The organism is Streptomyces sp. NBC_01198 (assembly GCF_036010485.1).
In the GTDB taxonomy this organism is placed as follows: domain Bacteria; phylum Actinomycetota; class Actinomycetes; order Streptomycetales; family Streptomycetaceae; genus Actinacidiphila.
Genome location: NZ_CP108568.1, coordinates 5414839 through 5439809 on the forward strand (window position 1 = coordinate 5414839; position 24971 = coordinate 5439809).

17 protein-coding genes and 1 tRNA gene are annotated in these 24971 nt (G+C 71.8%); 8 read left to right on the forward strand and 10 right to left on the reverse strand.

Translation table 11 applies throughout. From position 1 onward, the window contains the following. Positions 1–253: 253 nt before the first annotated feature. Together OG702_RS24130 and OG702_RS24135 are read left to right on the forward strand one after the other, a co-directional pair. Entirely contained in the window at positions 254–3184 is a 2931-nt protein-coding gene (locus tag OG702_RS24130) for a glycoside hydrolase family 48 protein (protein ID WP_327291023.1), read from the forward strand. Between the two features lie 342 nt (positions 3185–3526). Beyond that, positions 3527–4024, forward strand: a complete 498-nt coding sequence (locus OG702_RS24135) for a hypothetical protein (RefSeq protein ID WP_327291024.1) — start codon at positions 3527–3529, stop codon at positions 4022–4024. 117 nt (positions 4025–4141) lie between these two features. Here OG702_RS24135 and OG702_RS24140 read toward each other — a convergent pair. The 3 genes from OG702_RS24140 to OG702_RS24150 form a co-directional block, all read right to left on the reverse strand. Beyond that, positions 4142–4214: transfer RNA gene (locus OG702_RS24140), tRNA-His, on the reverse strand. 119 nt (positions 4215–4333) lie between these two features. Continuing rightward, positions 4334–4951: an oligoribonuclease gene (orn, locus tag OG702_RS24145; RefSeq protein WP_327291025.1), complete on the reverse strand. Its 618-nt coding sequence runs from the start codon at positions 4949–4951 to the stop codon at positions 4334–4336. Between the two features lie 5 nt (positions 4952–4956). Then, positions 4957–6276, reverse strand: coding sequence for a helix-turn-helix domain-containing protein (locus OG702_RS24150; protein ID WP_327291026.1), 1320 nt, complete (start codon positions 6274–6276; stop codon positions 4957–4959). 772 nt (positions 6277–7048) lie between these two features. On the opposite strand from OG702_RS24150, the gene OG702_RS24155 reads away from it, so the two are divergent. Further along, positions 7049–7570: a universal stress protein gene (locus OG702_RS24155; protein WP_327291027.1), complete on the forward strand. Its 522-nt coding sequence runs from the start codon at positions 7049–7051 to the stop codon at positions 7568–7570. 66 nt (positions 7571–7636) lie between these two features. Here OG702_RS24155 and glmS read toward each other — a convergent pair whose 3' ends face one another. From glmS to OG702_RS24185, 6 genes are all read right to left on the reverse strand, one after another. Next, positions 7637–9451 carry a glutamine--fructose-6-phosphate transaminase (isomerizing) gene (glmS, locus tag OG702_RS24160; RefSeq protein ID WP_327291028.1) on the reverse strand — a complete coding sequence of 605 codons (1815 nt, stop codon included), beginning with the start codon at positions 9449–9451 and terminating at the stop codon, positions 7637–7639. A gap of 90 nt (positions 9452–9541) precedes the next feature. Next, positions 9542–9817, reverse strand: a complete 276-nt coding sequence (locus tag OG702_RS24165) for a hypothetical protein (protein WP_327291029.1) — start codon at positions 9815–9817, stop codon at positions 9542–9544. A 232-nt stretch (positions 9818–10049) separates the two neighbouring features. Further along, positions 10050–11210, reverse strand: a complete 1161-nt coding sequence (locus OG702_RS24170; protein WP_327293347.1) for an acyl-CoA dehydrogenase family protein — start codon at positions 11208–11210, stop codon at positions 10050–10052. Between the two features lie 8 nt (positions 11211–11218). Then, positions 11219–12322 (reverse strand): hydroxymethylglutaryl-CoA lyase, encoded by a 1104-nt coding sequence (locus OG702_RS24175; RefSeq protein WP_327293348.1) that lies wholly within the window; start codon positions 12320–12322, stop codon positions 11219–11221. Between the two features lie 86 nt (positions 12323–12408). Continuing rightward, positions 12409–14475: an acetyl/propionyl/methylcrotonyl-CoA carboxylase subunit alpha gene (locus OG702_RS24180; RefSeq protein WP_327291030.1), complete on the reverse strand. Its 2067-nt coding sequence runs from the start codon at positions 14473–14475 to the stop codon at positions 12409–12411. An 8-nt stretch (positions 14476–14483) separates the two neighbouring features. Beyond that, on the reverse strand, positions 14484–16112 hold the full coding sequence (locus OG702_RS24185) for a carboxyl transferase domain-containing protein (RefSeq protein ID WP_327291031.1): 1629 nt from the start codon (positions 16110–16112) through the stop codon (positions 14484–14486). Positions 16113–16209: 97 nt separating this feature from the next. On the opposite strand from OG702_RS24185, the gene OG702_RS24190 reads away from it, so the two are divergent. Genes OG702_RS24190 through OG702_RS24200 form a run of 3 tightly spaced genes read left to right on the forward strand, consistent with a single transcriptional unit; the run spans position 16210 to position 18919 of the window. Further along, the gene (locus tag OG702_RS24190) at positions 16210–16821 is read left to right on the forward strand and encodes an SACE_7040 family transcriptional regulator (RefSeq protein ID WP_327291032.1); all 612 of its coding nucleotides are present in this window, start codon (positions 16210–16212) and stop codon (positions 16819–16821) included. Between the two features lie 59 nt (positions 16822–16880). After that, positions 16881–18038 (forward strand): acyl-CoA dehydrogenase family protein, encoded by a 1158-nt coding sequence (locus OG702_RS24195; protein ID WP_327291033.1) that lies wholly within the window; start codon positions 16881–16883, stop codon positions 18036–18038. 5 nt (positions 18039–18043) lie between these two features. Beyond that, positions 18044–18919, forward strand: coding sequence for an acyl-CoA thioesterase (locus OG702_RS24200; RefSeq protein WP_327293350.1), 876 nt, complete (start codon positions 18044–18046; stop codon positions 18917–18919). Between the two features lie 29 nt (positions 18920–18948). Here the strand turns inward: OG702_RS24200 and OG702_RS24205 are convergent, their stop codons facing one another. Beyond that, positions 18949–19752, reverse strand: a complete 804-nt coding sequence (locus OG702_RS24205; RefSeq protein WP_327291034.1) for a phosphatase — start codon at positions 19750–19752, stop codon at positions 18949–18951. 202 nt (positions 19753–19954) lie between these two features. On the opposite strand from OG702_RS24205, the gene speB reads away from it, so the two are divergent. Both speB and OG702_RS24215 read left to right on the forward strand, forming a co-directional pair. Next, complete coding sequence (speB, locus tag OG702_RS24210) at positions 19955–20914, forward strand: agmatinase (RefSeq protein WP_327291035.1); 960 nt, start codon at positions 19955–19957, stop codon at positions 20912–20914. Between the two features lie 70 nt (positions 20915–20984). Next, a complete protein-coding gene (locus OG702_RS24215; RefSeq protein WP_442814522.1) occupies positions 20985–24959 on the forward strand; it encodes an ABC transporter ATP-binding protein in 3975 nt (1324 codons plus the stop codon). The last annotated feature ends 12 nt before the right edge of the window (positions 24960–24971 follow it).

Sequence of the window (24971 nt, forward strand, 5' to 3'; positions counted from 1 at the left end):
AACGAGATGAGTGGACGCGCTCCCATTGGTCCGCCGCAGACCTTAGCGTCAAGTCCGGTCGGGCGGTAGAGGGGACGGCGCGACCTCCGCTCGTCGGTGGCGTCCTCCCCAGACAGGACACCGTCAACAGGCGGTTCTGGCTGCCCCCTTGACAGTTCTTCGTCAACGCCTTGATGGTGGGAGCGCTCCCACTGGTTCACAGTCACATCGCAGAACCCATCCCCCCACACGAACCGCGAGGAGGACCTCTCGCATGCCCAGAGGAAGACCGATCGGGAAGCGGACCAGGCGACTGCTGACGGCGCTGACCGCCGCCCTCGCCCTGCCGCTCGGCCTGACCATGGCCACCGGCGGCGGCGTCGCGCACGCGGCCGGCCTGCAGTGCAGTGTCGACTACACGACCAACGACTGGGGTTCCGGCTTCACCGCCAATGCCAAGATCACCAACCTCGGCAGCGCGGCGATCGACGGCTGGACACTGACGTACTCCTACACCGGCAACCAGACGCTGCAGAGCGGGTGGAACGGCACCTGGTCGCAGTCCGGCAAGAACGTCACTGTCAAGTCGCTCGACTGGAACAAGACAATCGCCGCCAACGCGAACGTCACCGCGAGTGCCAACTTCAACTACAGCGGCACCAACGCCAAGCCGACCGCTTTCAGCGTGAACGGCACGGTCTGCGGGGGCGCTCATCAGCCTCCGCTGCCGGTCCTCACCAGCCCGGCGTCCGGTGCGACCTACAGCGCGGGCGCCACCATCCCGCTGGCCGCGACCGCGGTGGCCGCCGACGCGGCGACCATCACCAAGGTCGAGTTCTACAGCAGCACCACACTGCTGGGTACCGACACCACCTCGCCCTACGCGGTGGACTGGGCCTCGGTGCCCGCCGGTGACTACTCGGTCTACGCCAAGGCGTACGACAGCCTCGGCGCGTCCGCGGAGTCCACCCCGGTGGGCGTGCACGTCGCGAGCGGCCCGGCGATCGTCGCCTCGCCGGCGACGGTGTCCGTCCAGCAGGGCAAGACCGGCACCTTCGGCGTGAAGCTCTCCAGCGCCCCGGCGTCCAACGTGACCGTCGCCGTGGCGCGGACCGCGGGCAACAGCTCGCTGAGCGTCCAGTCCGGGGCGAGCCTGACCTTCACCCCGGCCAACTGGTCGACGGCGCAGACCGTCACGGTCGCCGCGGCGACCACCGGTTCCGGCTCGGCGACCTTCTCGGCCACCGCGACCGGCTACAGCACGGCGGCTGTCACGGTCAACGAGATCAGCGCGACCGGCGGCGACTACGCGGCACGGTTCCTGTCGCTCTACGGGAAGATCACCGACCCGGCCAGCGGCTACTTCTCGCCCGAGGGCATCCCCTACCACTCGGTCGAGACGCTGATCGTGGAGGCCCCGGACTACGGCCACGAGACCACGTCCGAGGCGTACTCGTACATGATCTGGCTGCAGGCGATGTACGGCCAGGTCAGCGGCGACTGGACCAAGTTCAACGCGGCCTGGGCGACCATGGAGCAGTACATGATCCCGCAGCACGCGGACCAGCCGTCGAACGCCTCGTACAACCCCAGCTCGCCGGCCACCTACGCTCCCGAGCACCCGCTGCCGTCGGACTACCCGTCGCAGCTGGACGGCAACATCAAGGTCGGCGTGGACCCGATCGCAAGCGAGCTGAAGTCGGCCTACGGCACGGACGACATCTACGGCATGCACTGGCTCCAGGACGTCGACAACATCTACGGCTTCGGTGACACGCCCGGCGGCGGCTGCGAGCTCGGCCCGACGGCGAGCGGCCCCTCCTACATCAACACCTTCCAGCGCGGTGAGCAGGAGTCGGTGTGGGAGACCGTGCCGCAGCCGACCTGCGACGCGTTCAAGTACGGCGGCAAGAACGGCTATCTGGACCTGTTCACCGGCGACTCGAACTACGCGCAGCAGTGGAAGTACACCGACGCACCCGACGCCGACGCGCGCGCGATCCAGGCCGCCTACTGGGCCGACACCTGGGCCAAGGCGCAGGGCAAGGGCGCGGACGTGGCGACCACCGTCGCCAAGGCCGGCAAGATGGGTGACTACCTGCGGTACTCGTTCTTCGACAAGTACTTCAAGAAGATCGGCAACTGCACCAACCCGAGCACCTGCGCCGCGGGCACCGGCAAGGACAGCGAGCACTACCTGCTGTCCTGGTACTACGCCTGGGGCGGCTCGTCCGGCTCCGGCGGCGGCTGGTCCTGGCGGATCGGCGACGGCGCCTCGCACTTCGGCTACCAGAACCCGCTGGCGGCCTACGCGCTGACCACCGACTCGGCGATGGCGCCGAAGTCGGCCACCGGCAAGCAGGACTGGACCACCAGCCTCAGCCGGCAGCTGGAGTTCTACCAGTGGCTGCAGTCCTCCGAGGGCGCGATCGCCGGCGGCGCGACCAACAGCTGGAACGGCGCCTACGCCCAGCCCCCGTCCGGCACGCCCACCTTCTACGGGATGGCGTACGACTGGGAGCCCGTCTACCACGACCCGCCGTCGAACCAGTGGTTCGGTATGCAGGCCTGGTCGATGGAACGGGTCGCGGAGTACTACCAGCAGACCGGTAACGCCAAGGCGAAGGCCATCCTGGACAAGTGGGTGACCTGGGCGATCTCCCAGACCACCATCAACGCCGACGGCACCTTCAAGATCCCCTCCGACCTCCAGTGGTCCGGCGCGCCGGACACCTGGAACGCCAGCAGCCCGGGCAGCAACACCGGACTGCACGTGACGGTCTCCGCCTACGGCAACGACCTGGGCGTCGCGGCGGCCTATGCCAAGACGCTGTCCTACTACGCCGCCAAGTCCGGCAACACCGCGGCCAAGACCACGGCCAAGGCGCTGCTCGACGGCATGTGGGGCAACTACCAGGACCCGCTGGGCATCGCCACCCCGGAGACCAGGACCGACTTCAACCGGTTCGACGACCCGGTCTACGTGCCGTCCAGCTTCTCCGGCACCATGCCCAACGGCGACAAGATCGACGCGAACTCCACCTTCATCGAGCTGCGGTCGTTCTACAAGAACGACCCCAACTGGTCGAAGGTCCAGGCCTACCTCAGCGGTGGGAACGCGCCGAGCTTCACCTATCACCGCTTCTGGGCCCAGGCGGACATCGCGATGGCGATGGGCGCCTACGGACTGCTCTTCGGAGCGTGACCCACACCACCGGCGGGAGCCGGGGCGGGGGATGACCCGGGTTTCCTGACAGTCACCCGGCCCGTCCCCGGCCCCCGCCGGACCCGGGCCGCGGCCCCGCTCCCTCCCTGCCACTCGGAGGGGCGGGGCCGCGGTATGCCGCCTACCGCGTCGTGGGTACGGCCGCCGGCGCGGGACGTGCGGGAACGCCGGTCGCGCCGCCCGGAATCCCGCCGCGGGCAACGGTCCTGATCAGCCGTCACCCGGGCCCGCCACCCGGCCCCACGTCGAGTACGCTCGCACCGCGCTGGGCAGGACCCCGGTTCTCCCCGCCCCGCGAACACCGAGCGAAAGGATCCGACCATGCGACTGGGCATCACCGGCCACCGCGGTCTTACCGAGGACGTGGAGCACGTCGTCCGCACGGCGCTCGGCACGGTGGTCCGGGAGTACGCGGGCGACGACCTGGTGGGCGTCTCGTGCCTCGCGGACGGCCCCGACGCCTGGTTCGCCCAGGAGATACTGCGCAACGGCGGCCGGATCGAGGCGGTCCTGCCGGCGGAGGAGTACCGCGAGAGCCTCCCCGGCTCCCACCACCCGCTGTACGACGACCTGGTGCGCAGGTCCTCGCAGGTGCACACCACCGGGCTGATACAGCCGGGCCCCGAGGCGTACCAGATCGGGAACGAGATCATGATGGGCCTGGTGGACATCCTGGTGGCCGTCTGGGACGGCCGGCCCGCCCGGGGCTACGGCGGCACCGCCGACGCCGTCTCGTACGCCCACAGGACCGGTCTGCCGGTCCGGGTGATCTGGCCCCAGGGCGCCGCCCGCGACGCCACGTCGGCGGGCAGGCCGTAGGCCCCCCGGCGCCGCCTGCGGGCGGCGCCGCCCGCACGGACGCACGCCCGCACGGACGCCGGGAACGACAGAGGACGTCCACCCGCGTTGCCGCGGCCGGACGTCCTCTTATCGGAGGGTGAGTGACGGGACTCGAACCCGCGGCATCCTGGACCACAACCAGGTGCTCTACCAGCTGAGCTACACCCACCATGAGCGGCGCTGTCCCGGCTTTTTCCGCTGGGGTGGCGCCGCCTCGAAAAGTGTACAGGGTGGCGGGGGGTGGTCGCGCCCCGCTTTACCGCGGGCCGGGCGCGTGGCGTCCGGTGGTCAGTGGGCGGCCGGCGGGTCGGCCTGGACGACGTGCCGGGCGGCGATCGCGCGGGCCGTGTCGCTGTCGGGGCCCGGCTGCGGGACGAAGACCGCCTCGCGGTAGTAGCGCAGCTCCGCGATGGACTCGCGGATGTCGGCCAGCGCCCGGTGGTTGCCGTTCTTGTCCGGGCTGTTGAAGTAGGCCCGCGGATACCAGCGCCTGGCCAGCTCCTTGATCGAGGAGACGTCCACGATGCGGTAGTGCAGGTGCTGTTCCAGGGTGGGCATGTCGCGGGCCAGGAAGCCGCGGTCGGTGGACACCGAATTCCCGCACAGCGGCGCCTTGCGCGGCTCGGCGACCTGCGAGCGTACGTAGTCGAGCACCACCTGCTCGGCCTCCGCGAGCGAGACCCCGCCGGCCAGCTCGTCCAGCAGGCCGGACGCGGTGTGCATGGTGCGGACCACGTCCGGCATGGTGTCGAGCGCCTCGGCGGGCGGGCGGATCACGATGTCCACCCCCTCCCCGAGCACGTTCAGCTCCGAGTCGGTGACCAGGGCCGCCACTTCGATCAGCGCGTCGTGCGCCAGCGACAGGCCCGTCATCTCACAGTCGATCCACACCATCCGGTCGTTCATGCGTCTCACCCTACGGGGCGATCACGTGGTGCCGGCAGCGCGGCGCCCAGACCGCGTCCGGCGCGCAGCCTGCTGCGCGGCGGCCCGTCCGCGGGATCGCCCCGGCCCGGCTGGTCCGGGACCCGGGCGGCGAAGGTGTCGCTCTCCGGTTTGCCGGGTGCCGCGAGGACCTGGGAGACCGGCCCGTGGCCGGCGGCGGGCAGGCCGGAACCGCGGCGGAGCGCCGCCAGGTCCGGCGGCACCGGGGCCCGGTCCTGCTCGTCCTGCGGCCTGCGGGCCCGGTAGGCGGCCCGGTAGGACGCCGGGGAGGAGCCGAGCTGCCGCCGGAAGTGGCCGCGCAGCGCGACCGGGGAGCGGAAGCCGCAGCGGCCCGCGACCTCGTCCACCGAGTAGTCCGACGTCTCCAGCAGCCGCTGCGCCTGCAGCACCCGCTGGGTGATCAGCCACTGCAGGGGCGCGCTGCCGGTCAGCGACCTGAACCGGCGGTCGAAGGTCCGCCGGCTCATGTAGGCGCGGGCGGCCAGCGCCTCGACGTCGAACTGCTCGTGCAGGTGCTCCAGCGCCCAGGCGACGACCTCGGCCAGCGGGTCGGCGCCGATCTCCTCGGGTAAAGACCGGTCGAGGTGCCGCTGCCCGGTCTGCCAGTCGGCCCGCCGCGGCGGTACGACCAGCCTGCGGGCCAGCGCGGCCGCGGCCTCGCCGCCGTGGTCGGTGCGCACCACGTGCAGGCACAGGTCGATCCCGGCCGCGGTGCCCGCGGAGGTCAGCACGTCGCCGTCGTCGACGAACAGCTCTCTGGGGTCCACATGGACCGAGGGGTAGCGCTTGGCGAGCGTGGGCGCGTACATCCAGTGCGTGGTGGCCGGCCGGCCGTCCAGCAGGCCGGCCGCGGCCAGGACGAAGGCCCCGGTGCACAGCCCGATGATCCTGGCGCCCTCCTCGTGGGCCCTGCGGATCGACTCCAGCGCCTCCGGCGGCGGCGCCTGGGAGATCGACCGCCAGGTCGGCACCACGACCGTGCCGGCCCGGGAGAGCGCTTCCAGGCCGTAGGGGGCGGTGAGTTCCAGGCCGCCGGTGGTGCGCAGCGGACCGTCCTCGCCGGCGCAGACCAGCAGCCGGTAGCGGGGCACCCCCGCGTCCTGGCGGTCTATGCCGAAGACGGACAGCGGTATGGAGCTCTCGAAGATCGGGCCACCGCTGAAGAGCAGCACGGCGACCACTTCGGGTCGCCGACGCGCGGAAAGCTTACGAATGGCGCGAGGTGATGCCGATGCTGCTTGCGACGGACTCTCCGTCGCCGTACCGGAACCGGACTCCTGGCTCATGGAGCTCAAGCCCCCCTCGAATCGACGCGTCGTCACCTCGGTCCTGCACGTTCCCCCCGCGAGGCCACCCATGATCAAATCTACTGTGTCAGGTGGGGCGCCAGTGACACCTTCGGCACCTGACGCTAAGTCGACAAGACAACGTGGCGTAAAGCATTCGATCACGAAGCGTTTCACTCGTGGAGCCAGGAGGGAAGTACGCCTCCCGTCACTTCGGCCACGCAGCGCGTCATCCGCGACACGCCGCATCGTAGAACCGCAGGTGGCAGAGGTGTTAGCGAGCACGAATCCGAACCGGGGCGCAGGGCTGAGAAGTTGGCCGAAAAACGCCGTTCAGGAGCCGCATGCGCGTAAAAGGCGCCGGGGGGTGCGCCCCGCAGCCGTACGGGAGTCGGGCGGTGACCCTGCCGAATGGTTCATTCCAGCGGATAATGCGTGGCCGGAGCGGGTAAGACCCCCGACAGGGCGCACGGTCGCCCGCGGGTGATCCGATGCGCCCCCGGGATGCTCCGGTGCGCCGCGGCGTGCAGCCGGTTGGCGGGATGGCGTTGCGCTCTCGGCGCCGCTCCGGCATTCTCCTGGGAACTCGGGGTACGCGCCCTGTGAAGTCACCGTCACATCTGTGCAGGCTGACTTTGCAGCCGTACTCTGGAGAGAGTGGGGCGGGAAGTGGCGAACTGGCCTAAAACGGCCGATTTGACGGCCCGCCCCGCACGCACTGTCCTGTCCGCTGCCCGGCGCGTCAGCGCCGCCCTTGCCGAGAATCCGCATCATGGCCGGTCATGACTTCCCCGAGCCCGCCGACCGCAGGCCGCTCGCCGAATCGGCGGCACTGCCCGAGCAGACTCCAGCCCTGAGCCACGCCTGTGATCCCGCCTTCCGGCACGGCGTCGTGGTGGGCTTCGACGGTTCCGTCTCCAGCGAACGGGCGCTCTCCTACGCCATCGGCATGGCCCGCAGGACGCATTCCGCGCTGATCATCGTGCATGTCGCCAACCGCCTGCCGGCCACCGTCTGGGCGGGCTGCGAGCCGCCGGTCTTCGTCGACGTCCCCGACCACCGCACCGAGGTGCTCGGGCTCGAACTGGCCTGCGCCGACCACCTGGCCGAGATCTCCTGGGTGCTGGTCGAGCGCGGCGGCGACATCTGCCACGAGTTGGAGGAGGTCGGCCGGGAGTACGAAGCCGACGCCATCGTGGTCGGCGGCACGCACGGACTGGCCGGGCGGATCTTCGGCTCGGTCGCCGGACGGCTCGCCCGCCGGGCGCAGCGGCCGGTGGTGGTCATCCCGTAGGACGAACGTATGAGTGGGGGCCGGTCGGTCGACCGGCCCCCACTCGTATGCCTGCATGCCGTACGGCTACTCCACCGTGACGGACTTCGCCAGGTTGCGCGGCTTGTCGATGTCCCGGCCGAGGGCCAGCGCGGTGTGGTAGGCGAAGAGCTGGAGCGGGATGCCCATCAGGATCGGGTCGAGCTCCGCCTCGTTCTTCGGCACCACGATGGTGTGGTCGGCCTTCTCCTGCTCCTGGTGCGCGACCGCGAGGATCCGGCCGCTGCGGGCCTTGATCTCCTCAAGCGCCGCGCGGTTCTTCTCCAGCAGGTCGTCGTCGGGGACGATCGCGACGGTCGGCATCGACGGGTCGATCAGCGCCAGCGGACCGTGCTTGAGCTCGGAGGCCGGATAGGCCTCGGCGTGGATGTAGCTGACCTCCTTGAGCTTCAGCGACGCCTCGCGGGCCACCGGGTAGCCGCGGACCCGGCCGATGAAGAGCATCGAGCGGGCGTCGGCGTAGGCCTTCGCCAGCTGCTTGATCTCCGGCTCGGTCTTCAGGATCTCCTCGATCTGGGCCGGCAGCCTGCGCAGCCCCTCGATGATCCGCTTGCCGTCGGTGACCGACAGGTCCCGCACCCGTCCCAGGTGCAGTGCCAGCAGCGCGAAGGCCACCACGGTGTTGGTGAAGCACTTGGTGGACACCACGCACACCTCGGGCCCGGCGTGCACGTAGGTGCCGCCGTCCGCCTCCCGGGCGATCGCGGACCCCACGACATTGACCACGCCCAGCACCCGGGCGCCCTTGCGCTTCAGCTCCTGGACGGCGGCCAGCACGTCGTAGGTCTCGCCGGACTGCGACACGGCGACGTAGAGGGTGTCGGGGTCCACCACCGGGTTGCGGTAGCGGAACTCCGAGGCCGGCTCGGCGTCGGCGGGGATCCTGGCCAGCTCCTCGATCAGCCCGGCGCCGATCTGGCCGGCGTGGTAGCTGGTGCCGCAGCCCAGGATCTTGATCCGGCGCACGCTCCGCGCCTCGCGCGCGTCCAGATTCAGCCCGCCCAGGTGCACCGTGGCGAAGCGGTCGTCGATCCGGCCGCGCAGCACCCGGTCCACCGCCTCGGCCTGCTCGAAGATCTCCTTGTGCATGTACGTGTCATGGCCGCCCATGTCGTACGACTCGGCCTCCCACTCCACCGTGGTCGGCGTCGCCGTGGTCTGCGAGCCCTCGGTGGTGTAGGTGCGGAAGTCGTCGGCCTTCAGGGTGGCCATCTCGCCGTCCCCGAGGGTGACGACCTGGCGGGTGTGGGCGACCAGCGCGGCGACGTCGGAGGCGACGAACATCTCCTTCTCGCCGATGCCCAGCACCACCGGGGAGCCGTTGCGGGCGACCACGATCCGGCCGGGGAAGTCCTGGTGCAGCACCGCGAGGCCGTAGGTGCCCTCGACCGACCGCAGCGCCTCGCTGACCTTCTTCTCCAGCGTCTCGGCGGCGGACCGTGCGATCAGGTGGGCCAGCACCTCGGTGTCGGTCTCCGAGACGAAGACGATGCCCTCGGCGGACAGCCGGGCGCGCAACTCGGAGGCGTTGTCGATGATCCCGTTGTGGACGACCGCGACCTTCTCGTCGGCGTCCAGGTGGGGGTGCGCGTTGATGTCGCTGGGCGCGCCATGGGTGGCCCAGCGGGTGTGGGCGATGCCGGTGGTGCCGGAGAAGCGCTTCGGGATGCGCGACTCCAGCTCGCGCACCCGGCCCTTGGCCTTGACCGTGCGCAGCTCGCTCGATTTACCGGTGATGACGACGCCGGCCGAGTCGTAACCGCGGTACTCCAGCCGCTGCAGCCCTTCGAGCAGCAGCGGTGCCACGTCGCGCTTGCCGATGTATCCGACGATTCCGCACATGTGCCGTCCGTCCCTCTCCGTCGTCCTCTGTGCCCTGGGTGACCGTAGGCCTGTGGTGTGCGTGCTCGCGCCGCCGGGGCGCGGGCACCTTCAGCCGTAGACGATGCGGCGGAGCTGGCGCTGGGAGAGCGCGGCGGGGGCCACCGCCCGGTGCGGCAGCTCCTCGCCGATCCGCTCGAAGATCTCCGCGTTGACCAGGCCTTTCGCCTGGAGTTCGCGGTGTCTGCGGCGGACGTACTCCTCGGTCGTCTCGTCGAAGTACGCCAGGACGTCCAGCACCACCCGGGACGCCTCGCCGCGGTGCAGCGGCGTGGTGCGCACCAGGTGATCGATCAGGTCTTCGTAGGAGGTCCGGCGTTCTTGCACCCGTTGATACTGGTGTGATGATCTTCGGTTTGCAAGAATCCTGCCCGATTCCGGGCAGGAAAGCAGGTCGAGAACGGCCAAAGGAGTGATTCCCGAGGCTTTACCTGGGGATTCGTTCGATCGGGGGTGCCCCCGGGTGGTAGGCGGACGGACGGCTGCGGAGCGGGTTGCCGGACATGGTTGCCGGACATGGTGGCCGGGTGTGGTGGCCGGGTGTGGTGGCCGGGGGAGCTCAGCCGGTCAGCCCCAGCTCCCTGGCGATCAGCATCCGCTGCACCTCGCTCGTGCCCTCCCCGATCTCCAGGATCTTGGAGTCGCGCCACATCCGGGCCACCGGATACTCGTTCATGAACCCGTAGCCGCCGTGGATCTGGGTGGCCTCCCGCGCGTTGGTCACCGCGATCTCCGAGGAGTACAGCTTCGCCAGCGCCGCCTCCTTCTTGAACGGCTCCCCGTGCGTCAGCCGGGAGGCCGCGTCCCGCCACGCCAGCCGAGCGGTGTACGCCCGCATCTCCATGTCGGCGATCTTGAACTGGATCGCCTGGTTGGCACCGATGGGCCGGCCGAACGCCTCCCTGGTCCGCGCGTACCGTACCGACTCGTCCACGCACCCCTGGGCCAGCCCGGTGGCCAGCGCCGAGATCGCGATCCGCCCCTCGTCCAGAATGCGCAGGAACTGCGCGTAGCCCCGGCCCTTCTCGCCGAGCAGATTCGCCGCCGGGACCCGGCAGTCGGTGAAGGACAGCTCCCGGGTGTCCGACGCGTTCCACCCGACCTTGCTGTACTTCTTCGACACCGTGAAGCCCGGCGTGCCCGACGGCACGATGATCGACGAGATCAGCGGGCGGCCCTCGTCGGTACGGCCGGTGACCGCCGTCACCGTGACCAGGCCGGTGATGTCGGTGCCCGAGTTGGTGATGAAGCACTTGGTCCCGTTGATCACCCACTCGCCGGTCGCCTCGTCCAGCCGGGCCGTGGTGCGGGTGCCGCCCGCGTCGGAGCCGCAGTCCGGCTCCGTCAGGCCGAACGCCCCCAGCATCTCGCCCGAGCACAGCCGCGGCAGCCACTCCCGCTTCTGCTCCTCGGTGCCGAACCTGAAAACCGGCATCGCGCCCAGCGACACCCCGGCCTCCAGGGTGATCGCCACCGAGGAGTCCACCCGGGCCAGCTCCTCCAGCACCAGGCACAGCGCGAAGTAGTCGCCGCCCATGCCGCCGTACTCCTCGGGGAACGGCAGCCCGAACAGCCCCATCCGCCCCATCTCCCGCACGATCTCGTACGGGAACTCCTCCTGCTCGTAGAACCCGCCGATCTTCGGCGCGATCACATCCTGGGCGAACTCCGCGACGGTGGCGCGCAGTTCCTCGTACTCCTCGGACAGACGGTGGTCGATCGGCATGGCTACTGCTCCCGGTGGGTGAGGGCGCGGACGGTACGGGACGGGCTGGGCCGCCCCAACTGCTCCGCCATCCAGACGCTTGTGGCGCTGAGGCGGTCGAGATCGACTCCGGTGCTGATGCCGAGACCGTTCAGCATCCAGACGAGGTCTTCGGTCGCGAGATTCCCGGTGGCGCTCTTCGCGTACGGGCAGCCGCCGAGCCCGCCCGCCGAGGCGTCCACCACGGTGACGCCCCGCTGCAGCGCCGCCAGCGTGTTGGACAGCGCCTGCCCGTAGGTGTCGTGGAAGTGCACGGCCAGGTGCTCCACCGGGATCCCGTCGCCTATGGCCCCGCTGCGGCCGGGGCCGCGGGTGCCGCTCTCCGGGTCACCGGAGCCGCCGGGGCGGCGGCCCGGCTCGCGGGGGTCGCCTGGGCCTCGGGGGTCGCCTGGGTCGCCGGGGCGGCCGGTCAGCTCGTCCAGCAGCGCGGTGACATGGCCGGGGGTCGCCACCCCGATGGTGTCGCCGAGGCTCAGCTCGGTGCAGCCCATCGCGTACAGCCGCCGGGCCACCGCCGCCACCTGCCCGACCGGCACCGGCCCCTCCCACGGGTCGCCGAAGCACATCGACAGATAGCCGCGGACCGTCGCGCCCGCTGCCCTCGCCCGTGCCACCACCGGCTCGAACATCGCCAGCGACTCGTCCACGCTCCGGTTGAGATTCGCCCGCGCGAAGGACTCGGTGGCGCTGCCGAAGACCGCGATCTCCCGCACTCCCAGCTCCAGCGCCCGATCCAGGCCGCGCTCGTTGGGGACCAGCACCGGCAACCGCACCGCCGCGTCCCGCCCGCCGTGGCCGCCCGGGCCGCCCGGGCCGGCGGGGCCGGCGGGGCCGGTGAGGTCGGCGAGCAGCGGCATCAGCTCGGCCGCGTCCGCCAGTTGGGGCACCCACTTCGGGTGCACGAAACTGGTCGCCTCGATGGTTGTCAGCCCCGCCTCGGCCAGCCGGTGGACGAACTCCGCCTTCACCGCGGTCGGCACGACCTGCTTCTCGTTCTGCAGCCCGTCGCGGGCGCCGACCTCGTGGATCCGCACCCGCGGCGGCAGCCCGTCGGCCGGGACGGCCATCGGCAGCCCCAGACCCAGCACTTCGGGCACCCCGGCCGCACCGGCCGCGCCCGCGATAGCGCCGCCGGTCGCGGAATCCGTCCTGGTCATGACGCCTCCCCGGGTGCGCCGGCCGCCCGGTCCTGCGCGTCGCCGCCGGGTGTCCCGGCCGGGGTGACCACGGCCAGCACCTGGTCCATCGCCACCGTCGAACCCGCGACGACATCGATCTCGGCCACCGTCCCGTCGTGCGGTGCGGTGATCACGTGCTCCATCTTCATCGCCTCCACCACCAGCAGGCTCTGCCCGGCGACCACATCCTCGCCCTTGGCGACCTTCACCACGGTGACCGTGCCCGGCATCGGCGCGGTCAGCGCGCCGCCGCCCGCGCCCAGCGCGGCGCCGCGCAGGGCCGCGGCCACCGGGTCGTAGGGCTGCACCCACCAGCTGTCGCCGTCCCGGCCCAGCCACTCGCCGGCCTGGAAGAAGGTGTGCACCAGACCTCCGGTGTGCAGCAGCGCCCGGGGCCCGTCGAGGGTGATCCTGGCCGCCGTCACGGGGCCGTCCGCGATCCGTACCTCGCCCTGCCTGACCCGGACCGCCACCGGCTCATGGCCCGGGACTCTCAGGTGGTGCACGGTCCAGGCCGGCTCGCCGCCCAGCCGCCAGCCGGTCGGCACCGAGAAGGGATCCGTCCAGCCGTCCGGCCCGGGCGCCGGGGCCAGCGCCGACTGCCGCAGCAGCGCGCCCGCGGCATAGACCTCGTCCGGCACATCCTGCGGCACCAGAGCGGCGGCCTCCCGCTCGATCAGCCCGGTGTCCAACTCGCCGGCCACCACGGCCGGATGCCCGAGCAGCCGGCGCAGGAAGCCGGTGTTGGTGTCGAGCCCCAGCACCACCGTCTCCGCCAGCGCGGCCCGCAGCCGCCGCAGTGCGGTCGCGCGGTCGGGGCCGTGGGCGATCACCTTGGCCAGCATGGGGTCGTAGGCGGTGCCGACCTCCGTACCGGCCAGCAGCCCGGAGTCCACCCGCACCCCGGGTCGCCCGGCCGGCTCGTGCAGTGCGAGCACCGGCCCGGCCGAGGGCAGGAAGTCCACCCGGCCCGCCGCGGGCCGCGCGGTCTCCGCGCAGATCCGTGCCTCGACCGCGTGCCCGGTGAGCGTGACGTCCTGCTGCTCGAAGTCCAGCGGCTCGCCGGCCGCCACCCGCAACTGCCAGGCCACCAGGTCCAGCCCGGTGACCAGCTCGGTGACGGGGTGCTCGACCTGCAGCCGGGTGTTCATCTCCATGAAGAAGTACGCCGACGGGTCGGCTCCGGGGACGATGAACTCCACCGTCCCCGCCCCGGTGTAGCCGCAGGACCTGGCCGCCTGCACCGCGGCCTCGCCCATCGCCGCCCTGGTCGCCGGGTCGAGCAGCACCGAGGGGGCCTCCTCGATCACCTTCTGGTGCCGCCGCTGCAACGAGCACTCCCGCTCGCCCAGGTGCACCACGTGGCCGTGCGCGTCGGCCAACACCTGGATCTCGATGTGCCGTGGCCGGTCGATCCAGCGCTCGACCAGCAGGGTGTCGTCACCGAACGACCCCAGCGCCTCGCGCCGGGCCGCGGCGATCTCCTCGGCCAGCACCGCCGCGTCCCGCACCAGCCGCATGCCCTTGCCGCCGCCGCCGGCCGACGGCTTGAGCAGTACCGGCAGCCCGATCTCGACCGCCGCCGCGGCCAGTTCGCCATCGGTCAGGCCGCTGCCGCTGCTGCCGGGCACCACCGGCACGCCGGCGGCACGTACCGTCTCCTTGGCCCGGATCTTGTCGCCCATCAACTCGATCGCCTCGGCGGGCGGCCCGATGAAGACCAGCCCCGCCTCGGCGCAGGCGCCGGCGAAGCCGGAATTCTCCGCGAGGAAGCCGTAGCCGGGGTGGACGGCTCCGGCTCCGACGGCCACGGCGGCCCGCACCAGATCGCTGGCCGACAGATAACTCCCGACCCGCACGGCGGTGTCGGCCTCCCGGACATGCCGGGCATCGGCGTCCGCCTCGGTGAAGGCGGCGGCCGAGCGCACCCCCTGTTCGCGCAGGGTGCGGATGATCCGGACGGCGATCTCGCCGCGGTTGGCCACCAGGACGGTGCCGAACACGGCGCCCGGGCCGGCGGGGGTGGAGGTGTTACTGGTCATCACGGCCCTCACATCCGGAAGACGCCGTAGCCGGGCGCTGCGGGATCGGCGGCGGGCAGGGGGGCGTTGGCGCAGGCGGTGAGCGCCAGGCCGAGCACGGTGCGGGTCTCCAGCGGATCGATCACCCCGTCGTCCCAGAGCCGCGCGGTGGCGTAGTAGGCGTTGCCCTGGGTCTCGTACTGCTCGCGGACCGGCTGCTTGAAGGCCTCCTCCGCCTCCTCGCTCCACTTCTCGCCGGCCGCCGCGAGCTGGTCGCGCTTGACGGTGGCCAGCACCGAGGCGGCCTGCTCGCCGCCCATCACGGAGATCTTGGCGTTGGGCCACATCCACAGGAAGCGCGGGCTGTAGGCCCGGCCGCACATCGAGTAGTTGCCCGCCCCGTAGGAGCCGCCGATCACCACGGTGAGCTTGGGCACCCGGGCGCACGCGACCGCGGTGACCATCTTCGCGCCGTGCTTGGCGATGCCGCCCGCCTCGTACTGCCGGCCGACCATGAATCCGGAGATGTTCTGCAGGAACAGCAGCGGGATGCCGCGCTGGTCGCACAGCTCGATGAAGTGCGCGCCCTTGAGGGCGGATTCGGCGAAGAGGATGCCGTTGTTCGCCACGATCCCCACCGGGTGGCCCTGCACGTGGGCGAATCCGGTGACCAGCGTCGTGCCGTACTCCGCCTTGAACTCGGCGAAGCGGCTGCCGTCGACCAGCCGGGCGATCACCTCGCGCACGTCGTACGGCGTGCGGGAGTCGACCGGCACCGCGCCGTACAGCCCCGCCGGGTCCACCGCGGGCTCCTCGGCCGGCCGCAGGGTCCACGGCGGCGCGCCGCGGGCCGGCAGGGTGGCGACGATGTCCCGGACGATGCTCAGGGCGTGCGCGTCGTCCTCGGCGAGATGGTCGGTGACCCCGGACACCCGGGAGTGCAGCTCGCCGCCGCCCAGCTCCTCCGCGGTGACCACCTCGCCGGTGGCGGCCTTCACCAGCGGCGGCCCGCCGAGAAAGATCGTGCCCTGGTCGCGCACGATGACCGCCTCGTCGCTCATCGCCGGGACGTAGGCGCCGCCCGCGGTGCACGAGCCGAGCACGGCGGCGATCTGCGGGATGCCGCGGGCCGACATCGTGGCCTGGTTGAAGAAGATCCGGCCGAAGTGGTCCCGGTCGGGGAAGACCTCGTCCTGCCGGGGGAGGAATGCGCCGCCGGAGTCGACCAGGTAGACGCACGGCAGCCGGTTGTCCAGGGCCACTTCCTGGGCGCGCAGGTGCTTCTTCACCGTGATGGGGTAGTACGTGCCCCCCTTGACGGTGGCGTCGTTGGCCACCACGACGACCTCCCGCCCGGCGACGCGGCCGATCCCGGCGATGACTCCGGCGGCCGGCGCCTGCCCGTCGTACATCCCGTCCGCGGCCAGCGGCGCCAGTTCCAGGAAGGGGGAGCCGGGGTCGAGCAGCCCGTCCACCCGGTCTCTGGGCAGCAGCTTCCCGCGCGCGGTGTGGCGGGCTCTGGCCTTCTCGCCGCCGCCGAGGCGTGCGGCGGCCAGCTTGTCGCGCAGGCCCGCGGTGAGCGCGGTGTGGGCCTGCGTGTTGACGCGGAACGCCTCCGACGCCGGGTCTGCGGCGCTGGAAAGGGCGGGTGCTGCCATGGTTCGGCCCCCGGGTGGTGCGAATGAGGATGTTAGCGAGCGTTAACTGATGACTCCACGTTAACGGTCGCTAACAGAATTGTCTAGACTCGATCCCATGAACTCGACGAACACGGCGGTCAGCCGGCGTGACCAGATCCTCAGGGAGGCCGCACGGCTGTTCGCCGAGCGCGGTTTCCACGGTGTGGGAGTGGACGAGATAGGCGCCGCGGTCGGTATCAGCGGCCCCGGGCTCTACCGGCACTTCGCGGGGAAGGACGCCATGCTCGCCGAGCTGCTGGTCGGGATCAGCGGCCGGCTGCTGGCCGCGGGCAAGCGGCGGGTGGCGGAGGCGGCCGGCCCCGAGGAGGCGCTGGACGCGCTGATCCGCGGCCACATCGACTTCGCCATCGACGACCGGCCGCTGATCACCTTGCACGACCGGGAGCTGGACCGGCTCCGCGAGTCGGACCGCAAGCTGGTCCGCCAGCTGCAGCGGCAGTATGTCGAGGAGTGGGTGGCCGTGGTCGGCCGGGTCCACCCCGGCGCCACCGAGCGCGAGGTGCGGGCCGCCGTCCACGGGGTCTTCGGCCTGCTGAACTCGACCCCCCACCTCGGCGCCCAGTCCAGTCTTCCCGGCCGCCGGGAGATGTCGGAACTGCTGCGCGGGCTGGCCCTCGGCGCCCTGACCGCTCTGGACAGTACGGCGGACTGGCGGGTAACTTACTGAGCGCTTGCTTATGACCAGAGAGCAGCGGTCAGTCACCACTCGCCGACGGGAGGCGCGCTGTGCGTCGTACGGTGTTCAACGAGGACCACGAGGCGTTCCGCGAGACGATACGCGCCTTCATCGAGGCCCAGGTCGTCCCCGTCTACGACGAGTGGCTGGCGGCCGGCCAGGCCCCGCGTGACTTCTACTACAAGCTCGGCGAGCTGGGCGTCTTCGGTATCGAGGTGCCCGAGGAGTTCGGCGGCGCCGGCGAGCGGAGCTTCAAGTTCCAGGCGGTCCTGAGCGAGGAGTGCGCCCGCGCCGGCGTCAGCTTCGGCGGCAGCAGCGTGCACACCGGCCTGTGCCTGCCGTATGTGACGGCCTACGCGACCGACGAGCAGAAGAAGCGCTGGCTGCCCGGCTTCGCCAGCGGCGAGACCATGTTCGCCATCGCCATGACCGAGCCGGGGACCGGTTCCGACCTGGCCGGGATGAAGACCACCGCCAAACTCTCCGCCGACGGCACCCACTACGTGCTCAACGGCGCCAAGACCTTCATCACCGGCGGCGTGCACGCCGACCGCGTCATCGTCTGCGCCCGCACCGCGCCGGCCACCCTGGAGGACCGCAGGGCCGGCATCTCGCTCTTCGTGGTCGACACGAGGTCCGAGGGCTACGCGATCGGCCGCAAGCTGGACAAGCTCGGCCTGAAGGCCTCGGACACCGCGGAGCTGTCCTTCTCCGATGTCAGGGTGCCGCTGGAGGACCTGCTCGGCGAGGAGGGCAAGGGCTTCTCCTACCTCGGCCAGAACCTCCCGCAGGAGCGTCTGGCCATCGCGGTGGGCGCCTACGCGCAGGCCGCAGCCGCCATCCGCTTCGCCCAGAACTACGTCCAGGAGCGCACGGTCTTCGGCAAGACCGTCGCGTCCTTCCAGAACACCAAGTTCGAACTGGCCGCCTGCAAGGCCGAGGTGGACGCGGCCGAGGCGGTCGTCGACCGCGCGCTGGACGCCCACGACCGGCGGGAGCTGACCGCCGCGGACGCCGCGTCGGCGAAGCTGTTCTGCACCGAGGTCGCCGCCCGGGTGATCGACCGCTGCCTGCAGCTGCACGGCGGATACGGTTATATGAACGAGTACCCGATCGCGCGCCTGTACGCCGACAATCGCGTCAACCGCATCTACGGCGGCACCAGCGAGGTCATGAAGTCGATCATCGCCAAGTCGATGGGCCTGTGAGCGAACTGAACGAGCCTCTTGAGTCCCTGCTCGACCTGCTCGACCTGGAGCGGATCGAGCAGGACATCTTCCGCGGGGTGAGCCGCACGGCGGTCGTGCCGCGGGTCTTCGGCGGCCAGGTCGCCGCGCAGGCCCTGGTCGCGGCGGGCCGCACCGTCCCCGAGGAGCGCGGCGCCCACTCGCTGCACGCGTATTTCCTGCGCCCGGGCGACCCCGGCGCGCCGATCGTCTACCAGGTCGACCGGATCCGCGACGGCCGCTCCTTCACCACCCGGCGGGTGGTGGCGATCCAGCACGGCCAGCCGATCTTCCACCTCTCCGCCTCCTTCCAGACGGCCGAGGAGGGCCTGGAGCACCAGGAGCCGATGCCGCGGGCGCCCGACCCGGAGACGCTGCCCGAGGCCGCGGACCTGCTGCCGGCCCACGCCGACAAGTTCCCCGACCCCAGGGTGATCGACCGGCTGCTTGAGGCCCGCGCCGCCGTCGACCTGCGCTACGTCGAGGACCCGCCGTTCCTGACCGCGGGGGTCGCCCGCGAACCGCGCTCCCAGGTCTGGTTCCGCACCCGCGGCAAGCTCGCCGACGACTCGCTGCTGCACGTGTGCCTCGCCACCTACGTGTCGGACATGACCCTGCTCGACTCGGTGCTGCTCGCCCACGGCCGCGGCGGCTGGGCGGTCGGCGACGTGGTCGGCGCCAGCCTGGACCACGCCATGTGGTTCCACCGGCCCTTCCGTGCCGACGAGTGGCTGCTCTACGACCAGCAGAGCCCGTCCGCCTCGGGCGGCCGCGGCCTCGGCACCGCCCGCATCTACACCCAGGACGGCCGGCTCGCCGTCTCGGTGATCCAGGAGGGCCTGGTCCGCATCCCGCGGACCTGACCGCCCCGGCCGGCAGTCCCGCCGCGGTCTCAGGCGGGCTGCGGCAGGCCCGCGGCCGCCAGCAGGTAGGCCGTCATCGGCGCGTAGTGGTGCGGCGGCACGTTGTCGTCGAGCGGCACCGTCACCAGCAGGCTGCCCTCGGCCTCGCCGACGAAGAGCGCCGGGTCGTTGCAGTCGGCGAAACCGACCGTGTCGATGCCGCGGCCACCGGCGTATCCGGCCCAGCCGTGATCGGCGATCACCAGGTCGGGGGCCGCCTGACCGGAGCGTTCGAGCGCCACCAGGATCTCCCGCATCGGGTCGGGGGAGTGGGTGTGCACCAGTCCGCCGGCCCGGTGCAGCATGGAGACCGCGGCAAGATGCCGGATCTCGCCGCCGTCCGCGTAGAGGTGGTCGGCCGGGGTGACCAGCGTGCAGCCCGCCGCCCGCAGCGCGGCGGCCAGCGCGTGGTGCACGGCGTAGAGGCCGGCCGGGTGCCCGGTGGCCAGCAGTACGCGGGACCGGTTCTCCACCGCCTTCTGCAGTACCACGGCCATCCGGTCCAGGGCGTCGACCGTCAGCTCCGGGTCGATGGTGTCCTGCCCGCTGCGGTGCCCGGCGTCCGGCACCACCCCGCAGCGCTCCGCCATCAGGTGGAGGACGTCCGCCGGGTCCGTCCAGCGGTTGCCGAGGTCGAGGCCGAACCAGTAGTAGCGGTTGCCCTCCGCCAGCTCGCGGTAGTGGTCGAGGTTGTTCTCCCGGCTGGTCGCGACGTCACCGGCGATCCGGGTGCGTATCAGGTGGGAGACGAGGGCGCGGCGGGTGGGCGCGGCGGCGGCGGAATCCTTGGGCATGGGGACATTGTCCCGCCCCAGGGCGCCCACGTGCGACGTCTCGCGGATCGACGCCGAGGCGTAATAGACGACGCCGATGCGCGGAAACGTACATTTCGGCGGCTTCCGGCGGCAGCGTACGGTCGGCCGGACCCGTACCGCACACGAACAGCGCCCCCCGCGCACGCGTGAGCCCGCAGAGCCACGCAGAAAGGCAGCCACCATGAGCAGCGCAACGCCGCGCGGCCCCGTCGACTCCTCGCGCATCCCGCGCTACGCCGGTCCCGCGACCTTCGCGCGGCTGCCCCGCCTGGACGAGGTCGGCGCCGCCGACGTCGCCGTGGTGGGCGTCCCCTTCGACAGCGGGGTGTCCTACCGGCCCGGCGCCAGGTTCGGCGGCAACGCGATCCGCGAGGCCTCCCGGCTGCTGCGCCCGTACAACCCGGCGCAGGACGCGTCGCCCTTCGCGCTCGCCCAGGTGGCGGACGCCGGTGACATCGCCGTCAACCCGTTCGACATCGGCGAGGCGGTGGAGACCGTGCAGGCCGCCGCCGACGACCTGCTCGGCACCGGCGCCCGCCTGATGACGCTCGGCGGCGACCACACCATCGCGCTGCCGCTGCTGCGGGCCGTCGCCCACAGGCACGGCCCTGTCGCGCTGCTGCACTTCGACGCCCACCTGGACACCTGGGACACCTACTTCGGCGCCGCCTACACCCACGGCACGCCGTTCCGCCGGGCGGTCGAGGAGGGGATCCTCGACACCTCCGCGCTCTCCCACGTCGGCACCCGCGGCCCGCTCTACGGGCGCACGGACCTGGACGAGGACGAGCGGATGGGCTTCGGCATCGTGACCTCGGCCGACGTCATGCGCCGCGGGGTCGACGAGGTCGCCCAGCAGCTCCGGGAGCGGATCGGCGACCGGCCGCTCTACGTCTCGGTCGACATCGACGTCCTCGACCCCGCCCACGCCCCCGGCACCGGCACCCCCGAGGCGGGCGGCCTGACCTCGCGCGAGCTGCTGGAGATCCTGCGCGGCCTGGCCGGCTGCCGGCTGGTCTCCGCCGACGTGGTCGAGGTCGCACCCGCCTACGACCACGCGGAGATCACCTCGGTCGCCGCCTCGCACACCGCCTACGAGCTCACCACCATCATGGCCCGGCAGATCGCCGCCGCCCGCTGAGCCGGCCGCCGGCTGAGCCGCCCGCCCGCCGCGGGTGGGCACCGGAGACCACTCGAAAGGACTACGACCAATGTCGCACTCGTGTGCGACCTTGGTCGTTGAAGTGTTGCGGGAGGATGAAACGCGCAGTCCGGGGCGTTGGAGCCTCGTGGTGGGGGATCAGCAGGTGGACGGCAGACGATGGGGCGGGGAGGACCGGGTGACGACGGCGAAGCCGGTGACGGCGGCGAAGGACGGCCAGGAGCAGGGGTGGCTCCGACGGCTGACCGGATACTGCTGGCGCTACCGGAGCACGGTGCTCCTGTCGCTGGGCGCGTCGCTGGGCGGTATGGCGGTCACGGCGCTGGTGCCGCTGGTCCCCAAGCTGATCATCGACGATGTGATCGTCAAGCACGACAAGCCGCTCACCCCGTGGGCCGTCGCCCTGATCGTCGCCGCACTCGTGGTCTACGCGCTGACGTACCTGCGCAGGTACTACGGCGGCCGGCTCGCCCTCGACGTGCAGTACGACCTGCGCAACGAGATGTTCCGGTCGATCATGCGGCTCGACGGCCGTCGCCAGGACGAGCTGAGCACCGGGCAGGTCGTCGGACGCGCCACCAGCGACCTGCAACTGATCCAGGGGCTGCTGTTCATGCTGCCCATGGTCATCGGCAACCTGCTGCTGTTCGTGCTCTCGCTGGTCGTCATGCTGACGCTCTCACCGCTGCTCACCCTGGTCGCGCTGGCCGTCGCCCCCGCGCTGTGGTTCATCGCCAACCGCTCCCGCCGGCGGCTCTTCCCCGCCACCTGGTACGCCCAGGGGCAGGCGGCCGCCGTCGCCGGAATCGTCGACGGATCGGTCACCGGCGTGCGGGTGGTCAAGGGCTTCGGGCAGGAACAGCAGGAAATGGGCAAGCTGGCCACGGTCAGCCGCAGGCTCTTCGCCGGGCGGCTGCGCGGGGTCCGGCTCAACGCCCGCTACACCCCGGCGCTCCAGGCGGTGCCCTCGCTGGGGCAGATCGGCATGCTGGCGCTCGGCGGCTGGATGGCCACCCGCGGCCAGATCACGCTGGGCACCTTCGTCGCCTTCTCCACCTACCTGGCCCAGCTCACCGGCCCGGTGCGGATGCTCACCGTGGTGCTGACCGTCGGCCAGCAGGCCAGGGCGGGCGTGGAGCGGGTCTTCGAGCTGATCGACACGGAGCCGACGCTGGAGGAGGGCACCAGGACGCTGCCCGCGGACGCGCCCGCCACCGTCGAGTTCGACCAGGTCAGCTTCGGCTACACCGAGGAACGGCGGGTCCTCGACGGCTTCGACCTGACCATCGCCCCCGGCGAGACGGTCGCGGTCGTCGGCTCCTCCGGCTCCGGCAAGTCCACCGTCTCGCTGCTGCTGCCCCGGCTGTACGACGTCACCGGCGGCGCGGTCCTGGTCGGCGGCACCGATGTGCGCGAGCTGACCTTCGACTCGCTGCGCTCGGTCATCGGCATGGTCCCCGAGGACAGCTTCCTGTTCTCCGACACCGTGCGCGCCAACATCGCCTACGGGCACCCGGACGCGACCGAGGAGCAGATCCTCGCCGCTGCGCGAGCCGCCCAGGCGCACGGTTTCATCACCGACCTGCCGGCCGGCTACGACACGGTGGTCGGCGAGCAGGGCCTCACCCTGTCCGGCGGCCAGCGGCAGCGCGTCGCGCTCGCCCGGGCCATCCTCACCGACCCGCGGCTGCTGCTGCTCGACGACGCGACCTCGGCCATCGACGCCCGGGTGGAGGCCGAGATCTTCGACGCGCTGCGCGAGGTCATGCGCGGGCGCACCACGCTGCTCATCGCCCACCGCCGCTCCACGCTCACCCTCGCCGACCGCATCGCCGTCCTCGACGCGGGACGGCTGTCCGACATCGGGACGCACGACGAGCTGCAGGAGCGCAGCGCCCTCTACCGCGCCCTGCTGACCGACCCCGACGCGCTCGGCGCCGACCTGGTCGAGATCGACCCGGCCGGCACCCTGGGCGCCGCCGAGCAGGCGGCGCAGCAGGCCGTAGAGCAGCCCGTCGAGCAGCCCGCCGAGGCGGACCCGGAGCGCGTCGCGGCGGGCGCCGTCACCCCCGAGCTCTGGCCGGCCGACCGCCGCACGCCCGAGGAGGACGCCGGGCCCGCGGGAGCCGCGGGGCGGCCGCAGCCCGTCGCCGCGGCCGGCGGGATGGCCGGCGCCCTGGCGGGCATGCCCGCCACCCCGGAACTGCTCGCGCGGGTGGCGGCGCTGCCCCCCGCCCTGGACACCCCGCGGATCGACGAGGAGCGGGCGCAGCAGGCGGACCACGTCTTCGGCCTGCGCAGCCTGCTGCGCGGCTTCCGCACCCCGCTGCTGCTGAGCCTGCTGCTGGTCGCGGTCGACGCCCTGGCCGGGCTGCTGCTGCCGATACTCATCAGGCACGGCATCGACGCCGGTGTCCGGCGTGAGGCGCTGGGCGCGGTCTGGGTGGCGTCGCTGCTGGGCCTGGGCCTGGTGCTGGTGCAATGGGCGGTGGAGTGGGGCTCCACCCTGATCACCGGGCGTACCGGCGAACGGGTCCTGTACACGCTGCGGGTCAAGATCTTCGCGCATCTGCACCGGCTCGGGCTCGACTACTACGAGCGCGAGCTGACCGGCCGCATCATGACCCGGATGACCACCGACGTCGACGCCCTGTCCACGTTCCTGCAGACCGGGTTGGTCACCGCCCTGGTCAGCGTGCTCACCTTCGGCGGCATCCTGGTCGCGCTGCTGGCCATCGACGTCCAGCTCGCCTTGATGGTCTTCGCCACCCTGCCGCTCCTGGTGGTGGGCACCTGGGTGTTCCGCCGCAAGTCGGTGAAGGCCTACGAGCTGGCCAGGGAGAAGGTCGCGGTGGTCAACGCCGACCTGCAGGAGCATGTCGCCGGGCTGCGGGTCGTCCAGGCCTTCAGAGGCGAGCGGCGCGGTGCCGAGCGCTTCGCCCGGCGTGGCGACGACTTCCGCACCGCACGGGTGCGCGGGCAGTTCCTGATCTCGGTGTACTTCCCGTTCGTGCAGCTGCTCTCCAGCGTGGCCGCCGCGCTGGTGCTGATCGTCGGCGCGCACCGGGTGAGCGCGGGGACGCTGACCGCCGGCGCCCTGGTGGCGTATCTGCTCTACATCGACCTGTTCTTCTCGCCGGTGCAGCAGCTCTCCCAGGTCTTCGACGGCTACCAGCAGGCGACGGTCTCGCTGGGCAGGATCCGCGAGCTGCTGCGCGAACCCACCACCACGCCGGCCGCCGCCGATCCCCGCCCGGTCGGCCCGCTGCGCGGCGAGATCGCCTTCCGCGACCTGCACTTCCGCTACGGCGGCCCACAGTCCGACGGCCCCGAGGCCCTCAGCGGCATCTCGCTGCGGATCCCGGCCGGCCAGACCGTGGCCTTCGTCGGTGAGACCGGCGCGGGCAAGTCCACCCTGGTGAAGATGGTCGCGCGGTTCTACGACCCGACCGACGGCGCCGTCCTGGTCGACGGCGACGACATCCGGGAACTCGACCTGACCGGCTACCGGCAGCGGCTCGGCGTCGTCCCGCAGGAGCCGTATCTCTTCGCCGGCACCGTGCGCGACGCCATCGCCTACGGCCGGCCCGATGCCACCGACGCCGAAGTGGAGGCGGCGGCCAGGGCGGTGGGCGCGCACGCGATGATCGCCACCCTGGAAGGCGGGTATCTGCACCGGGTCGCCGAGCGCGGCCGGAATCTGTCCGCGGGCCAGCGGCAGCTGATAGCGCTGGCCCGCGCCGAACTCGTCGACCCCGCGATCCTGCTGCTCGACGAGGCGACCGCGGCGCTGGACCTGGCGACCGAGGCACTGGTCAACCAGGCCGCCGACCGGCTCGCCACCCGCCGTACGACCCTGGTGGTCGCGCACCGGCTGAGCACCGCGGCCCGCGCCGACCGGGTGGTGGTCCTCGACCACGGGCGGATCGTCGAGGACGGCACGCACGAGATGCTGCTGGCCCGCGACGGGCACTACGCGGAGCTGTGGCGGACCTTCACCGGCGAGGTGCGGGCGGCCGCCTGAGGCGCCGTCCGC

Coding starts and splice junctions, on each gene's coding strand:
- OG702_RS24135 (WP_327291024.1), top strand. CDS start 3,527: ATGCGACTGGGCATCACCGGCCACCGCGGTCTTACCGAGGACGTGGAG.
- speB (WP_327291035.1), top strand. CDS start 19,955: ATGAGCAGCGCAACGCCGCGCGGCCCCGTCGACTCCTCGCGCATCCCG.
- orn (WP_327291025.1), bottom strand. CDS start 4,951: ATGAACGACCGGATGGTGTGGATCGACTGTGAGATGACGGGCCTGTCG.
- OG702_RS24175 (WP_327293348.1), bottom strand. CDS start 12,322: ATGGCCGTCCCGGCCGACGGGCTGCCGCCGCGGGTGCGGATCCACGAG.
- OG702_RS24190 (WP_327291032.1), top strand. CDS start 16,210: ATGAACTCGACGAACACGGCGGTCAGCCGGCGTGACCAGATCCTCAGG.
- OG702_RS24180 (WP_327291030.1), bottom strand. CDS start 14,475: ATGACCAGTAACACCTCCACCCCCGCCGGCCCGGGCGCCGTGTTCGGC.
- OG702_RS24150 (WP_327291026.1), bottom strand. CDS start 6,276: ATGAGCCAGGAGTCCGGTTCCGGTACGGCGACGGAGAGTCCGTCGCAA.
- OG702_RS24215 (WP_442814522.1), top strand. CDS start 20,985: ATGTCGCACTCGTGTGCGACCTTGGTCGTTGAAGTGTTGCGGGAGGAT.
- OG702_RS24155 (WP_327291027.1), top strand. CDS start 7,049: ATGGCCGGTCATGACTTCCCCGAGCCCGCCGACCGCAGGCCGCTCGCC.
- OG702_RS24185 (WP_327291031.1), bottom strand. CDS start 16,112: ATGGCAGCACCCGCCCTTTCCAGCGCCGCAGACCCGGCGTCGGAGGCG.
- OG702_RS24130 (WP_327291023.1), top strand. CDS start 254: ATGCCCAGAGGAAGACCGATCGGGAAGCGGACCAGGCGACTGCTGACG.
- OG702_RS24205 (WP_327291034.1), bottom strand. CDS start 19,752: ATGCCCAAGGATTCCGCCGCCGCCGCGCCCACCCGCCGCGCCCTCGTC.
- glmS (WP_327291028.1), bottom strand. CDS start 9,451: ATGTGCGGAATCGTCGGATACATCGGCAAGCGCGACGTGGCACCGCTG.